The sequence below is a fragment of the Rhodococcus sp. CX genome (genome assembly GCF_015865005.1).
GTDB lineage: Bacteria > Actinomycetota > Actinomycetes > Mycobacteriales > Mycobacteriaceae > Rhodococcus.
On sequence record NZ_JADZGH010000144.1, the window covers coordinates 1 to 14,437 of the forward strand.

Annotated in this window: 13 protein-coding genes and 2 pseudogenes; 10 read left to right on the forward strand and 5 right to left on the reverse strand. The window is 68.6% G+C overall.

Annotated elements, in window-relative coordinates; genetic code table 11:
* From I0Q12_RS14930 to I0Q12_RS14940, 3 genes are all read right to left on the reverse strand, one after another.
* The coding region (locus I0Q12_RS14930) for a PHP domain-containing protein (RefSeq protein WP_197252653.1) at positions 1–857 on the reverse strand (857 nt) is incomplete at its 3' end.
* A gap of 75 nt (positions 858–932) precedes the next feature.
* Complete coding sequence (gene proS / locus I0Q12_RS14935; protein ID WP_197252654.1) at positions 933–2,360, reverse strand: proline--tRNA ligase; 1,428 nt, start codon at positions 2,358–2,360, stop codon at positions 933–935.
* Positions 2,361–2,615: 255 nt separating this feature from the next.
* Positions 2,616–3,995, reverse strand: coding sequence for a rhodanese-like domain-containing protein (locus I0Q12_RS14940; RefSeq protein WP_197252655.1), 1,380 nt, complete (start codon positions 3,993–3,995; stop codon positions 2,616–2,618).
* Between the two features lie 133 nt (positions 3,996–4,128).
* Here I0Q12_RS14940 and I0Q12_RS14945 point away from each other — a divergent pair, with 133 nt between their 5' ends.
* From I0Q12_RS14945 to I0Q12_RS14960, 4 genes are read left to right on the forward strand one after another with little or no spacing between them, the layout of a single operon-like run.
* The gene (locus I0Q12_RS14945) at positions 4,129–4,725 is read left to right on the forward strand and encodes a rhodanese-like domain-containing protein (protein WP_197252675.1); all 597 of its coding nucleotides are present in this window, start codon (positions 4,129–4,131) and stop codon (positions 4,723–4,725) included.
* 1 nt (position 4,726) lies between these two features.
* A complete protein-coding gene (locus tag I0Q12_RS14950) occupies positions 4,727–5,500 on the forward strand; it encodes a sulfite exporter TauE/SafE family protein (RefSeq protein WP_197252656.1) in 774 nt (257 codons plus the stop codon).
* A gap of 58 nt (positions 5,501–5,558) precedes the next feature.
* Positions 5,559–5,828 (forward strand): metal-sensitive transcriptional regulator, encoded by a 270-nt coding sequence (locus I0Q12_RS14955; protein ID WP_197252657.1) that lies wholly within the window; start codon positions 5,559–5,561, stop codon positions 5,826–5,828.
* A gap of 58 nt (positions 5,829–5,886) precedes the next feature.
* Complete coding sequence (locus tag I0Q12_RS14960) at positions 5,887–6,300, forward strand: DUF302 domain-containing protein (RefSeq protein ID WP_197252658.1); 414 nt, start codon at positions 5,887–5,889, stop codon at positions 6,298–6,300.
* A gap of 6 nt (positions 6,301–6,306) precedes the next feature.
* On the opposite strand, the gene I0Q12_RS14965 is transcribed toward I0Q12_RS14960, so the two are convergent.
* Positions 6,307–7,101: a thioesterase family protein gene (locus tag I0Q12_RS14965; RefSeq protein WP_197252659.1), complete on the reverse strand. Its 795-nt coding sequence runs from the start codon at positions 7,099–7,101 to the stop codon at positions 6,307–6,309.
* A gap of 121 nt (positions 7,102–7,222) precedes the next feature.
* On the opposite strand from I0Q12_RS14965, the gene I0Q12_RS14970 reads away from it, so the two are divergent.
* The 5 genes and pseudogenes from I0Q12_RS14970 to I0Q12_RS14990 all read left to right on the forward strand — a co-directional run bounded on the left by I0Q12_RS14970 (position 7,223) and on the right by I0Q12_RS14990 (position 11,927).
* Complete coding sequence (locus I0Q12_RS14970; RefSeq protein WP_197252660.1) at positions 7,223–7,711, forward strand: GNAT family N-acetyltransferase; 489 nt, start codon at positions 7,223–7,225, stop codon at positions 7,709–7,711.
* 141 nt (positions 7,712–7,852) lie between these two features.
* Positions 7,853–8,368, forward strand: coding sequence for an NfeD family protein (locus I0Q12_RS14975; RefSeq protein WP_197252676.1), 516 nt, complete (start codon positions 7,853–7,855; stop codon positions 8,366–8,368).
* A gap of 10 nt (positions 8,369–8,378) precedes the next feature.
* A complete protein-coding gene (locus I0Q12_RS14980) occupies positions 8,379–9,953 on the forward strand; it encodes a flotillin family protein (protein WP_197252661.1) in 1,575 nt (524 codons plus the stop codon).
* Between the two features lie 95 nt (positions 9,954–10,048).
* A complete protein-coding gene (locus tag I0Q12_RS14985; protein WP_197252662.1) occupies positions 10,049–10,960 on the forward strand; it encodes a hypothetical protein in 912 nt (303 codons plus the stop codon).
* A pseudogene (locus I0Q12_RS14990) lies at positions 10,961–11,927 on the forward strand (TIGR00341 family protein). It begins immediately after the preceding gene.
* A gap of 13 nt (positions 11,928–11,940) precedes the next feature.
* Here I0Q12_RS14990 and I0Q12_RS14995 read toward each other — a convergent pair.
* Positions 11,941–12,440: pseudogene (locus I0Q12_RS14995) on the reverse strand (SAM-dependent methyltransferase).
* Between the two features lie 184 nt (positions 12,441–12,624).
* On the opposite strand from I0Q12_RS14995, the gene I0Q12_RS15000 reads away from it, so the two are divergent.
* Positions 12,625–14,437: UvrD-helicase domain-containing protein (locus I0Q12_RS15000; protein WP_197252663.1), on the forward strand; the 1,813-nt coding region annotated here is incomplete at its 3' end.

Consider the following 14,437-nt stretch of genomic DNA (forward strand, 5'->3'; position numbering starts at 1 on the left):
TGACCGCCGCCGGTGGGGGCGAGCCTGCCCGCGGCGTCGTCGAGGCTCTGCCGATCGTGGACGGCGGCCATCGCCATGGCGAGACGCCTGCGGGACGGGTCCGCGAAGTGCGCCGCGGTGCTCGCGATGCAGGTCAGTCCGTGCGCCTCGGCGAGCGCAGCCAGGGCCGCATTGCGTTCGTCGTCGTCGGGCAGTCCGTGCCGGGTCAGTTCGACGGTGACGCGGTCGGCGCCGAACCGGTCGATCAGCTCGCGCAGGGCGGCCGTGGCCGCGTCGGGTCCGCCGGTCTCCAGGGCTTGCCGGACGTGGCCCCGGCGGCAGCCGGTGAGGATCTGCCAGTGGCCGCCGGCGGCGTCGGAGAGTGCGTCGAGGTCGTACCACGGGGCGCCTTTGGTGCCGCCGGCGAGGTGCGCGGCGGCGATCTGCCGGGACAGCCGCCGGTAACCTTCCCGACCGCGGGCGAGGACGAGCAGGTGCGCGTCGTCCAGGCCGAGTTCGGCGCCGAACACGGTGGGCACCTTCAGTTCCCGAGCGGCCTCCGCGAACCGGACGACGCCGTACAACCCGTCGTGGTCGGTGAGCGCCAGCGCCTCGAGGCCGAGCCGCGCGGCCTCCTCGACGAGCTCCTCGGGCGTGGAAGCACCGTCGAGGAAACTGAACGCCGAATGCGCATGCAGTTCGGCATAGGGCACGACCGGTCCGTCGGGTCGACGCACCCGGGCCTCGTATTCCGGACGGGTACGCGACCAGGCCGGACTGTCGCTGCCGTCGCCGGGGAACTCCGGGTCGCGGCGGGGCCGTCCGGACAGGACCCGTTCCAGCTCTGCCCACGTGGGCGGGCCGTTACTCCACCCCACGCGACCACACCACCGAATCGAACATGTGTTCGATACTACCCGTCGATGCGGCGGTGTGGTCGGTAGACGGTGCGGTCAGTAGCTGCGGCCGACGATCGCCGTCAACTCCTCGGCCGGCGTCTCGGTATCCGGGACGGTGCCGTCGGTCGTCTGCAGGCATCGGACGGTCACGGCCTGCGCGTTGAGTTCGCGCTCGCCGTGCTCGCCGAGGGCGTTCCAGGGAATCCGAGCGAAACCGGTGGCGCTCGCCTCGAGCGCCTCGGCCACGGTGGCAGCGTCGACCGTGTGCCGATCGAGCCGAGCCCGCGCCACGGCGAACATCTCGGTGTGGATCACGTCGAGAAGTTCCCGGACCGCCGCGACCGTGGATTCGACGGCGACGGCGAGCTTCTGCTTCGTGTCGCGCCTGACCAGGGTGTACTCGCCGCGCTCGAGGTCCCGGGGACCGATCTCGATCCGCAGCGGGACGCCCTTGAGTTCCCATTCGGTCGTGCGGCGTCCGAATCCCTGGTCGGTGCGAGCATCCAGCCGTGCCCGCACACCCGCGGAGACGAGGGAATCGGCGAGCGTCGATGCCGCGCTCACGGTGGGATCATCGTCCTTCACGGCGATCACCACGGCCTGCACCGGAGCGATCCGCGGCGGGAGGCGAAGCCCCTGGTCGTCGCCGTGCGCCATGATCAGGCCGCCGATCATCCGTGTGCTCGATCCCCACGAGGTGGTCCAGCAGGTCCGGGACTTGCCCGACGTGTCGGTGTAGGTGATGCCGAACGCGCTCGCGAAGTTCCGGCCGAGCTCGTGGCTGGTGGCCATCTGCAGCGCCTTGCCGTCGCCCATCATCGCTTCGCACGTCATGGTGGTCACCGCGCCGGCGAATCTCTCCCGGTCCGTCTTCACCCCGACCAGGACGGGGATCGCGAGCATGCTCTGGAGGAAGTCCCGATAGACGTCGAGATGGATCCGGCGGGCGAACGCGGCGGCCTCCTCTTCGGTGGCGTGGGCGGTGTGCCCCTCCTGCCACAGGAACTCCGTCGTACGCAGGAAGATCCGCGGGCGCATCTCCCAACGCACCACGTTGGCCCACTGATTCAGCCGCATCGGCAGATCACGATGCGACTGAATCCATTTGGCCATCAGCTCACCGAACACCGTCTCGCTCGTCGGGCGCACGACGGCCGGTTCGGTGAGATCCTTGCCGCCGGCGTGGGTGACCACCGCCAGCTCCGGGCTGAATCCCTCGACGTGTTCGGCTTCGCGCTCGAGGTAGGACTGCGGAATGAGCAAGGGCAGGTAGACATTTTCGACACCGGCCGCCTTGATCCGCGCATCCACCGCCGCCTGCATGTGTTCCCACAGCGCATACGCGTACGGCCGGATCACCATCGTTCCGCGAACCGGTCCGTTGTCGGCCAGCTCCGCCTTGTTCAGAACGTCCCGATACCAGCGGGGGAAGTCCTCCACCTGCGAGGTCAGCACTCCGGGCTTCCGTGAGGATCCGGCCATCCAGCGATACTACCGACCCGTGGGTCAGCGGCGGAACAGTGAACGCAGGCCCGAGCGCCGGTCCCGAGCCGGTGCGGTGTCCCGATCGCACGTGCAGCGATCGGCGGCGGGCACGGAGCGCATGACAGCGTCGACGTGCTGTCCACAGCCTCCCCAGCCGGTCTTGCCGCAGCGGGGACAGGTGACGGGGTAGCACATGACATCCTCCTGGGATCGAAAGTTCGTGGAATCGAGAGCGACTGCCGCTCCCGGTGATCAGGCGGGGACGCGGGATTCGACCCAGGCGTTGTAGCCGCCGAGCAGGTCCGAAACGTCGTCGAAGCCCTCGGCCCGCAGCAGCGAGGCCGCTACGCTCGAACGCCATCCACCCGCGCAGTGGACCACGACCGGCTTTCCGGCGGGCACCTGATCCATCCGGGTTCGCAACTGCGCCAACGGGATTGGAATTGCGCCCGGAATGGTGCCGCCTGCGCGCTCACCGGGGTTGCGGATGTCGAGCAGTGTCACCGCATCGGCGGCGAGCAACCGATCAAGTTCCGCGACAGTGAGACGCGGAGCGGACCGGACCAGCTCGGCCAGTTCCGCAGGGAACACCCCGTCGCGGTCGACGGCGAGATAGCCGGCCGCGCCGTCCGATCCGATCCGGGCCAGGCGCATGGCGGCATCCTGCTCCTCGCCGGGATAGGTGATCAGCACGATCTTCTCGCCGACCTCGGCGACCATGCCGCCGGTTTCGGCGAAGCGACCGTCGAATCCGACGTTGACCGAACCACGCAGGTGCCCGGCGGCGAAGTCGTCGACGCTGCGCGCATCGAGCACGCGGGTGCCGGCGGCGAGTTCGGCCTTCACCTGTGTCGGAGTCAGTTCGGGGATGGTGCGGTCCTGCGCGAGGAGCGGGTGGACCCGCTTGTTCATCGCGGCGTCGACCGCGAAGTACGACGGGGCAGCCGGCTGGCCCTCGGTGACGAGTGCGACGAAGTCGCCCTCGCTCATCGGTTGCACCGACGGGTTCGTGGCCCGCTGTTCGCCGATGGTGGAGGTCAGTTCCGTCGACAGGTTCTTGCCGCACGACGAGCCGGCGCCGTGGGCGGGCATGACGGTGACCTCGTCGGGAAGGGTCAGCAACTTCTCGTGCACGGTGCGGTACATGGCCCGGGCCAGATCGGTGGTGGATCCGTCGCCGAGGTTGACCAGGTCCGGGCGGCCGACGTCGCCGATGAACAGCGAATCACCGGTGAGCACCGCGATCGGTGTGGCGCCGGGATGCTCCCGCACCAGCACCGAGATCGATTCCCAGGTGTGCCCCGGCGTGGACAGGATCTCGAGTTCGACCTCGCCGAGGGACAGGCGCTCACCGTCGCGCAGGCGGCGGATCGGGTAGTCGGTCTCGGCGGCTTCCCCGAAACCGATCCATGCGCCGGTGGCCTCGACCAGTTCGAGATGTCCGGAGACGAAGTCGGCGTGGAAGTGCGTGTTGACAACCCCTTCGATGGTCAATCCGTATTTTGTTGCGTCGTCGAGGTATTCGGCGATGTCGCGGCGCGGATCCACCACGACGGCCCGGCCGGTGCTCTCGTCGCCGATCAGGTACGACGCGTGAGAGAGGCACTCGATGTAGTACTGCTCGAGAATCATGGACTCCTCCGTGGCTGGTGCCTGCGGGTTCCCGGGGGATCACCGGGTCGATGTGGACAGCCTGGCATATACCCCCTAGGGTATGTCAAGTACCCCCGGGGGTATCCCCCGCCTCACCCCACGAAAGGCCGGCATGACCGACTTCCCCACCACCGTCGATCCGATCGCCCTGCGCGAGCTGACCGAATCCGGCAAGAACGTGCGCATCGTCGACGTCCGGACACCGAGCGAATTCGAGACCGTGCACATTCCCGGCGCCTACAACGTCCCCCTCGATCTGCTGCGGGAACACCGCGACGAGTTTCTCGCCCACTTCGACGAGAACATCGTGCTGGTGTGCCGCTCCGGGCAGCGCGCCGCCCGGGCCGAGGAGACCCTGCGCGTCGCAGGACTGTGCAACGTCCACATCCTCGACGGCGGCATGCTCGGATGGGAAGCCGCCGGCCTGCCCGTGCAACGCGGCGTCCAGCGCTGGGACCTCGAACGGCAGGTCCGGCTCGTCGCCGGCTCCCTCGTGCTGAGCTCGGTTCTGGCCAGCGTCGCCGTCCCCAAGCTCAAGTGGCTCGCCGCCGGCATCGGCGGTGGCCTCGCGTTCGCCGCGGTGACGAACACCTGCGCGATGGGCGCCGCGTTGGCGAAGCTGCCCTACAACCGCAGCGCATCATGTGACGCCCGGACGATCGTCGCCCGCTTGACCGAATCGACGGACACGGGCGACCGGGAGGCATGAGATGACGTGGGTGCTCGCGCTCGGATTCGGTGCCGCGATCGGCGTACTGCTGGGGCTGCTCGGCGGTGGCGGATCCATCCTCGCGGTCCCCGCACTGGTCTTCGGCCTCGGAATGGGGATCGAGCAGGCGATCCCCATTTCGCTGATCGTCGTCGGCGCCGCGTCGGCAATGGGTGCCCTGCCGAAAATGCGTGCCCGCCAGGTGCAATGGCGGCTTGCGGCAATCTTCGCGGCCACCGGCATCCCGGCCACCTTCGCCGGCAGCGCCGTCGGGCGACTGCTGCCCGAGCCGGCGCTGCTGATCGGGTTCGCACTGGTGATGGTCGTCGCGGGGGCGCGCATGCTCGTCGACAACGGCAACACCGGAACCGCGTGCTCCATCCAGGGATCCGGGATCAACTGGCGCAGGTGCGCTTCGCGCTCGATCCCGGCGGGTATCGCGGTGGGTTTTCTCACCGGATTGTTCGGCGTCGGAGGCGGTTTCCTCATCGTTCCCGCCCTCGTGCTCATGCTCGGCGTCGAAATGCCCGTCGCGGTCGGCACCTCGCTGGTGATCATCGTCGCCAATTCCGCAGCCGGACTGGTCTCGCACCTGAGCGGCACGAGCATCGACTGGGCCGTCACGGCCGCGTTCGCGGGTACCGCGATCGCCGGGTCACTGATCGCCGGGCGGGTGGGAACACGGCTGGACACCGACCGGCTGCGCCACTGGTTCGCCTACCTGGTCTTCGCCGTGGCGGCATATGTACTGGTCGACGTCGTCGCGCTACGCTGACCCCGCCATCGATACCCCCGGGGGTACACTGACGTCAGTTCCAGGAAAGGACACTTCTATGGTCGGCGACGAAGACAGCATCGCTCTCGTACTCAACAGGCTCCGCCGCGCGCAAGGCCAGCTCGCGGGAGTGATCTCGATGATCGAGCAGGGTCGCGACTGCAAGGACGTCGTCACCCAACTCGCCGCCGTTTCCCGGGCACTGGACCGCGCCGGATTCAAGATCGTCGCGACCGGCCTCCGGGAATGCCTGACCGACACGGACCGGGAAGGCAAGGAACCGATGACCGAGGCCGAGCTCGAAAAACTCTTCCTCGCTCTGGCCTGAGCATCGCTCTCGCTCGAGCACTGCACTGGCCTGAGCACACCGAGTGAAAGGCAGACACATGACGGCACTGGCATTGTCGACGACTCTGCACACCTCCTTCGCCGACGCGGTCGAGCGAACCCGGAAAGCACTGGCAGACCAGGGTTTCGGCATCCTCACCGAGATCGACATGAAAGCCACGCTGAAGGCGAAACTCGGCGAGGACATGGAGGACTACCTGATCCTCGGTGCCTGCAACCCACCGCTGGCGCATCGCGCGGTGAACGTCGACCGGCAGATCGGGCTGTTGTTGCCCTGCAACGTCGTGGTTCGCGCCGATCCCGCCGACCCGGGCACGGTACTGATCGACGCGATGAACCCCCGGCTGATGGTCCAGGTCGCCGACCAGCCGGGACTCGGTGAGGTCGCCGACGACGCCACGGTCGCTCTGCAGGCAGCCATCGACTCCCTGGCCGCGACCGCGACGAACTGACTCCCGTCACCGCACGGTGCTCGCATACAGCGTCTGGGCGCACGTGCCGATCAACCCGGTCGTATCGCTCAGACGCGCGTACGCCGCCGCGCCGTGCCCGGGCATGCTGTGGGTGACCGCATCGATGCCGATCCAGTCACCGACCGGATCACGGTGCAGGACGACATGCAGATCCGCGTTGATCGCGGGAAACCGCCCCGGATGCGCCGCGAGGCTCATTCCACTCGACGAGTCGGCCAGGATCAGCACCCGCTGCCAGGGACTCGGCTCTTCCCCGGCCACGAGAGCGCACAGGGATCGTCCCCAGGCCGCGGCAGGCCCGAACTCGGCAAAACTTCCTGTGGTGAAACGGAACTGCGTCGCAGCGAGATACCCGTCCGTGTTCGCCCCGGGAATGACACCTCCGTCCTGCGCGTGATCCGGATCGGTGTCCAGCACCGGCGGCGTGGGGTCGACGGCCGGGTAGTCGTCGTCGACGCGGGCGAGGCGCCACGCCCGGACGGACAGCACCGGCCGCTCGCCCACCACACCGGTCGCTTGAATCAGGGCGGTGCGTCTGCCCGGACGGACCACCGAGGTGGTCACGGTGATGGGCGCGACCGGGATCGGCGCGAGAATGTCCACCGACACGCCTCCGAGCCGCTGACCGTCGGCGACGTGGTGCCGTTCGATCTCCCCGGTCAGCAGCGCCGAGGGCGGACCGGCGTGCTGGGCCTGCGGCCCCCACGGCCCCGCCGTCGCCGGCGTGCTCTCGAAGGTCGTTTCGTCGCGGCGTTCGTAGAAGCCGTCCACCCGGTTCACCCCCACCCGCTCCACCGGAGACCTTCCCCGGACGTTCCTCTACTCCTAGCATTCGGGAGTACCGCCGCGCGGCAGGAACGCGCAGCGCTGCGATCGCACGCACGGAATCGAGGTGGTCGCGATGCCCGGAGCTTCGGACGAGGTGATCCGCCGCGCGGTTCCGGCCGAAGCAGAGGCTCTCGCCGACCTGCAGGCCGCTTGCTGGGACGACGCCTACACGGGACTGATCGACCCCGCGATCCTGGCCGGTCTCCGTGATCCCGACGAACGCGCCCGACGCATCGAAACCTGGCGGACCCGGGCACCGAACGCTCTCGTCGTCGAACTGCCCGACGGAAGCCTGGCGGGCTTCGCCACGAGCGGCCCACCCGACGAACCCGACGCGCCGACTCCCCTGCAGCTGTACGCGCTGTACGTGCGGGGCTCCCACTGGGGACTCGGCTACGGCCGGCGGCTCCTCGACGCGGCACTGGGAGCGCAACCGGCCCACCTGTGGGTGCTCGAGACGAACATCCGCGCGCAACGGTTCTACGCGCACGCAGGATTCGGCGGTGACGGGCACATCCGACGGGAACCCGTCGGGACCTTGGTTCGCTGGGTACGTGACTAGCGATCGTGCGCCCGCGGGTCATTCCGGCAGCCCGGCGGACGGACCGCCCGCAGAGCTGTCGGTGTCCGATTTGCGGTAAGGTCGACGGCGAACCGGCGAAATGGGGGGCGGGTGGACATCTTCTACATTGCGTGTCTCGCAATGGGTCTGGTGGGGGTCGTGGGGACCCTCGTGGTCGGGGAAACCGGATCGGAACTCGGAGACGCCGGTAACGGTCTTCCGTTCCTGAATCTCACCACCGTCGCCACAGCGCTTCTCGGAATCGGCGTGGGAGGCGGTACCGCAGCACTTCTCGGATTCGGATCCGTTGCCGCTGCGGTCGCCGCAGCGTGCACAGCGCTCGTCCTGGTCGTCGTGACCCGAGGTGTTCTTCTGCCGTATCTGCTACGGCAGCAGGACAACTCCCACACCGGACGCCTCTCGTACATCGGACTGACCGGCGTCGTCACGCTGTCGATCGAACCCGGCGGCTGGGGCGAGGTCGCGTTCACCGACACCGAGGGCAACCGGGTACGGTCCCGAGCCGTCACCGCGGAAGAGATTGCGCTGCCTGCGAATTCCCACGTCTATATCGGAGACGTCGACGATCAGGTCGTGCACGTCGTGTCGATCCCGGACGATCCCCACGCCGGTCTGCACATGCCCGAATCGAACTGAGGATGACTACATGATCGTTGTCGCGGTCGCCGTCGTGGTGGCTCTGGTGGTGTTCGTCGGAGTGCCACTCGTCTATGTCCGGAACTACATCAAGGTCCCCCCGAACGAGGTTGCGGTCTTCACCGGTCGCGGAAAGCCGAAGGTCGTGCGGGGCGGGGCCCGTTTCAAGATCCCCGGTATCGAGCGGGTGGACATCATGTCGCTCGAACCGTTCAACGTGAGCATCAACCTCCAGAACGCCCTGTCGAACGACGGTGTGCCGGTGAACGTCGAAGCGGTCGGCCTGGTGCGCATCGGATCCGCCGACGAGGCCGTCCAGACCGCGGTCCAGCGATTCCTCACCTCCGACCTCGACGAACTGCGCCGGCAGATCAACGAGATCCTCGCCGGTTCGCTGCGCGGCATCACCGCCACGATGACCGTCGAGGATCTGAACTCGAACCGTGAGACGCTCGCGCGCAGCGTCGTCGACGAGGCCGGCGGCGACCTCGCCCGCATCGGCATGGAAGTCGACGTCCTCAAGATCGCCGGGATCAGCGACAACAACGGCTATCTCGAATCCCTGGGTCAGCGTCGGATCGCCGAGGTCAAGCGGGACGCCGCGGTCGGCACCGCGAACGCCGAACGCGACGCCCAGATCCAGTCCGCGAAGGCGAGGCAGGAAGGCGCGGTCGCGCAGGCCCAGGCCGACACCGCCATCGCCGCCGCGAACCAGGCCCGCGACGTCGAGCTGGCGAAGCTGCGTGCCCGAACCGAGGCGGAGAACGCCGAAGCCGATCAGGCCGGTCCCCTGGCACGGGCCACCGCGGAGAAGGCGGTCCGGATCGCCCAGGAGCAGGCCGAAGCCGCGCAGGTCGAGGCCCGCATCGAGGTCGAGAAGCGTCGCGCCGAACAAGCGAAGGCGGCCCTCGAAGCCGACGTGATCGCCCCCGCGGAAGCGGAACGTCAGGCCGCGGTCGCGCGTGCCGAAGGTGAGAAGCAGGCGACGATCCTGCGTGCCGATGCCGCGGCCGAGGCCGCCCGCCGGTCGGGTGCAGCAGACGCCGATGCCCGCAAGCTCGCCGCCGCCGCGGTGCGTACCGAGCAGCTGGCCGAAGCCGAGGGCATCAAGGCCCGCCTCGAAGCCGAGGCCGAGGGTCGCAAGGCCGCCGCCGACGCGCTGCGTGCCGAGCAGCAGGCCGAAGCCGACGGTCTGCGCGCCCGGCTCGAGGCCGAAGCGAGCGGTAAGCAGGAGATCGCGGCGGCACTCAACGCGTACAGCCCGGCCGCTGCGCAACTGCTCATGCTGCCGGACGTCCTCGCGGCCCTGGTTGAAGCGACGGCCGCGGCCGCGAAGCCGGTCGGCGAGATCGACCGCATCTCGATCGTCGGGGGCGCCGACGGCGTGTCCGGGTCGGTGGGTTCGATCCTCGGGATCAGCCCGTCGACCATCGCCGGCGTGATCGAGACACTCGAAGCCTCCGGTATCGACATCAGCGGCATGCTCGGGTCCGTCGGAAAACGCCCCGCAACGGCTGCGGCCACCGCCCCCGTCTCCGCTGCACCGATCGCGAAGGTCGATGCCGCGCACAATGGCAGCAGTTAGGTAGGTGCGTCTTTCGGACTGCGCGAGCGGCCCGAAAGACGCGCTGCGCGGCGTGCCCTCGGCTTCGGCCCGTGGGATGACGGAAGGATTCCGGCATGGCTCGACCCACAGAGCAACCTCGGCCGAAGAACGCCGCGATCCTCGCTCTCGAGGCTCGTCTGTCGTCGAATCCCGTCGGTCGCGTCGTCGAGCGGACCCTGGTGGGACTGGCACAGATCGAGCTGGTGGACCGGGCGATGACACTGGCCGCTCAGCTGTTCACGTCCGTACTGCCGGTGCTCATGGCCGCGTCGATCGTCGCCGACACGACCGTGGTGCGACGCACCGTGCAGGACCGCTACCGCATCGACACCTCGCTCCTTTACCCCGGCGACGCCCTGCCGATGATCCCGCAGACCGCCGCGTTCGGGGTGGTGGGCGTGATCATGGTCGTGATCGGCGGGACGTCGTTCGCGCGCGCTCTCGGCCGCATGTACGGAAAGGTATGGCACACACCGAGCCTCGGGTTGCCCGATGCCTGGCGGTGGTTCGCTGTCCTGTTCGTCGTGGCCGGCTCGATTCCGCTCGTCGCGCTGATCCAGCTGTCGGAGATTCCGATCCTGATCCTGGTCGGCCAGTGGTGCCTGTGGACGTGCGTGTGGGCGGGATGCCCCTACCTGCTGACGGTGGGGTTCGTCTCCGGCCGGGTCCTGTGGATCACCGGGATGATCACAGCGACGTTGCTCACCGGGCTCGATGCAGCGAGCCGCATCGTGATGCCGCGGGTGATCGCAGACTCGTATGCGCACTTCGGCGTACTCGGAATCGTGTTCAGCGGGATCGGCTGGCTGTTCGTCTTCGCGGTGGTGCTCGTGGCCGCACCGGTGATTGCCGAAGCTTCGATGACGGACCGCGTTCCGGCGTACTCTGTGCCCACCGCCACGTCGGATTCTCGGTCGTCCGACCGTCCTCCCGGGGCGAACGACTCGGCAGGAACCGAAAGCGATGGCTCCGACGGGAGGTCGTGAATGCTGCACCTGGTGATTCCCTCGAGCCAGCGTCGTGACCTCGGCGAACTCGAAGACCGCCTGGACCTGTCCGTCGGTGATGCGGGGGCGAAACGTTCGGCATTCTGGGCGATGCTCACACTGTCCGCCGTGATCGCGGTGGCGGGCGTGGTGAGCGACTCGACCGCAACCGTGATCGGCGCGATGATCGTGGCGCCGCTGTCCACGCCGATACTCGGTGTGGGACTGGGCATCACCGTCGGGCGCGGATCCCTGATCGTTCGCAGCCTGCTGTACATCGTCGCCGGCATCGTGCTGGTCGTCCTGCTCGGCGTCGTATTCGCTCAGGTACTGGCGAATCCGGCTTCCGTGCTGAGCAACTCGCAGGTTCTCGGGCGTACGTCCCCCACCCTGATGGATCTGACCGCCGCTCTCGCGACCGGCCTCGTCGGGGCGGTCGCGATTACACGCCGCGACGTCGGCGACGTCCTGCCGGGCGTTGCGATCGCGATCTCCCTCGTTCCGCCACTTGCCGTGGTCGGAGTCTGCCTGGGCTCGGGAGCCGGGGCACTGGCAGCAGGGGCGTTCATCCTGTTCGCCTCCAACGTGATCGCGATGATCATCACCGCGCGTCGTGCTCGTCGCCGCCGGTTACTCCGCGGAGGACAGTCTCCGGACCGGGCGGCGCCGTGCGTACGTGATCCTCACGATCGCGCTGGTCGTCGTCGCGGTGCCGATGGTCGTCAACTCCCTCGCATCGCTGTGGGCACGGCAGGTTTCCAACGTGACGCAGCAGTGGCTCGGCTCGACGCCCGGAGCCGAGGTCACGGATGTGGCGTGGCAGGGCGACACCGTCACCGTGTCCGTACTCGGTCCCGCCGAACTACCCCCGTTGAGCGAGTTGGAAGATGCCGTCGACGGGCTCTTCCCGTGGGATCCCGAACTCCAGGTCGTCCACACCGTCGGGTCCCGCGTCGAGCCGGAGTAGTGGACGGTCCCGGTCAGCGGCGACGAGAAACGAGATGCACCTCGGGAAACCGGTGGTACCCGGTGTCGGGACGGCTGACCGTCCGCCACATCTCGTCGAAACCGGCGGCGGCGAGCGACTCGGCGAGCCGGTCCGGGTGCCACCGCCAGGCCGGTGCGACGGCGTGATCGAACTCGACGACCTCTCCCGCTTCGTCGGTGGATTGTGCCGCAACCGCGACCACTACACCGGGGGAAGTCCTGGATGCCCAGCCGGCGAGCACGTCGGGAATTCCGCTGGGTGGCACGTGGATCAGGCTGAACCGGGCGATGATCGCCGCGATACCGCGGCCGCCGAGATCGGTGGAGGCGAGGTGCGCGTCGTCCCGTTCGAAACGGAGGCCCGGGTACAGATCCCGCGCGATCCGGAGCATCTCCCGGCTGCGACCACCGCACGCTCGAGGGGAGTCGTGTACGTGGCGGGAAAGGTATCGGCGTAGAGGTCGGCAACCGCGTCGTATCCGGGCTGATCCATCACCGGACCGTCCCGGAAGACTCTCGGACGCGAACCCCCGAATACGAAGAAGAGAGGCGCTGCGCCTCTCTCACTTTCAACGTATAGCGCACCCGGGGTCTTGCGGCAAGGCCCCGCTCGTGCCGCACAATCGCTGGCCGTAGCGGAAACCCATGATCGCAGCGGTGAGGGAAGTGAGGCGCACATGTCGATCCGAGGGTATGAGGACGAGCTCCGGTCCGAGCGCAGTTGTGTAGCCGGCCTGTACGCGCGGCTCGATGCCGAGCGGGCGGAGGCGAAGGCGCGGTATGCGGCCGCGTTGCGGGGCAGCGGCGGGACGCTCGTGGATCGCGAGGTCGAGGTGCGCACGCTGGCCCGGGAGGTGCAGCGGCTGAACGTCGCGGAAGGCGGGCTGTGCTTCGGCCGGCTCGACACGCCGACCGGCGAAGTCTCCTACATCGGCCGGATCGGCATGTTCGACCGGACGAACGAATACGAACCACTGCTGCTCGACTGGCGCGCCCCGGCGGCACGCCCGTTCTACGTCGCGACCGGCTCCCACCCGGAAGGCATGCGGCGGCGCCGACAGTTCCACACCCGTGGACGCGAGGTCGTCGAGTTCACCGACGAAGTCCTCGGCCGCCCCGACGGTCGTGACCGCGGCGGCCGGGGTGATGCCGCGCTGCTCGCGGCGGTGAACGCGCCGCGAGGGCAGGGCATGCGCGACATCGTCGCGACCATCCAGGCCGAACAGGACGCGATCATCCGCCTCGACCATCCGGGCGTGCTGGTCATCGAGGGCGGACCCGGCACCGGCAAGACCGCCGTCGCCCTGCATCGCGTCGCATACCTGCTCTACACGCAGCGCGAACGGATGCAGCGTCACGGGGTGCTCGTCGTCGGACCGAACCCGACGTTCCTGGACCACATCGCCCACGTCCTGCCGTCGCTCGGCGAGACGAACGTGGTGTTCGCGACCACCGGCGATCTCGTGCCCGGCCTTCACGTCACCGCCGAGGACACCGCCGAGGCCGCGCGATCGAAGGGTTCGGTGGCCATCCTGGAGGTGCTGACCGCCGCGATCGCGGACCGTCAGCGCCTGCCGCAGGACCCGGTGCTCGTCGAACTCACGGACGTCACCGTGCGACTCGACGCCGAGATCGCTCGGTGGGCACGGGACGAGGCCGGCGCGAGCGGTCTTCCGCACAACCAGGACCGGGCCGTGTTCACCGACGTCGTGACATGGGCGCTGACGGAACGGGCGATCGCTCGTATCGGCCGGGGCTGGCTGTCCCGCGACGACCGCGCGGCGTGGGAGAACCTGCGCGAGGACCTGCGCGGCGAACTCGCCGAGAACGATGTCTTCACCCGGGTTCTCGACGACCTGTGGCCGGTTCTGACACCGGAAACACTGTTGTCGGAGCTGTTCTCGTCACCCGCCCGGCTGCGGGCGGCCGGCGGTGACGACGCGCTCCTGCGCGAGCACGGCGACGCGTGGACCGTGTCCGACGTGCCACTGCTCGACGAACTCGTCGACCTCCTCGGCACGGTCGACACCGTCGACGCGGCCGAGTCCGAGCGAAAGAGGGAAACCGCCTACGCTGCCGGGGTTCTCGACCTCATGACGAACCGTGAGGATCACATGGACGACGAGGACCACCTGTTCGCCACCGACCTGCTCTACGCCGAGGAGCTCGCGGACCGCTTCGTCGAACGCGACGCCCGAGACCTCGCCGAACGTGCCGCCGCGGATCGGGATTGGACATACGGGCACGTCGTGGTCGACGAGGCGCAGGAATTGTCCGAAATGGACTGGCGCACCCCCACGGAGATCATGACCGTCGCAGCCGCGTTGCTCGCCGAGTTCTCGCCCGACACAACGCCACCGGAGTCGGTGCGCGCATGTGGAGTCGCCCCGTGGTCCCGGCACGTCGGCGACGACGACATCGCCTCGGCGATCGAAGAATTCGTCCGCGACGAGTCCGGACGCGAGGGCACCAGCGTCGTGATCGGTCCGC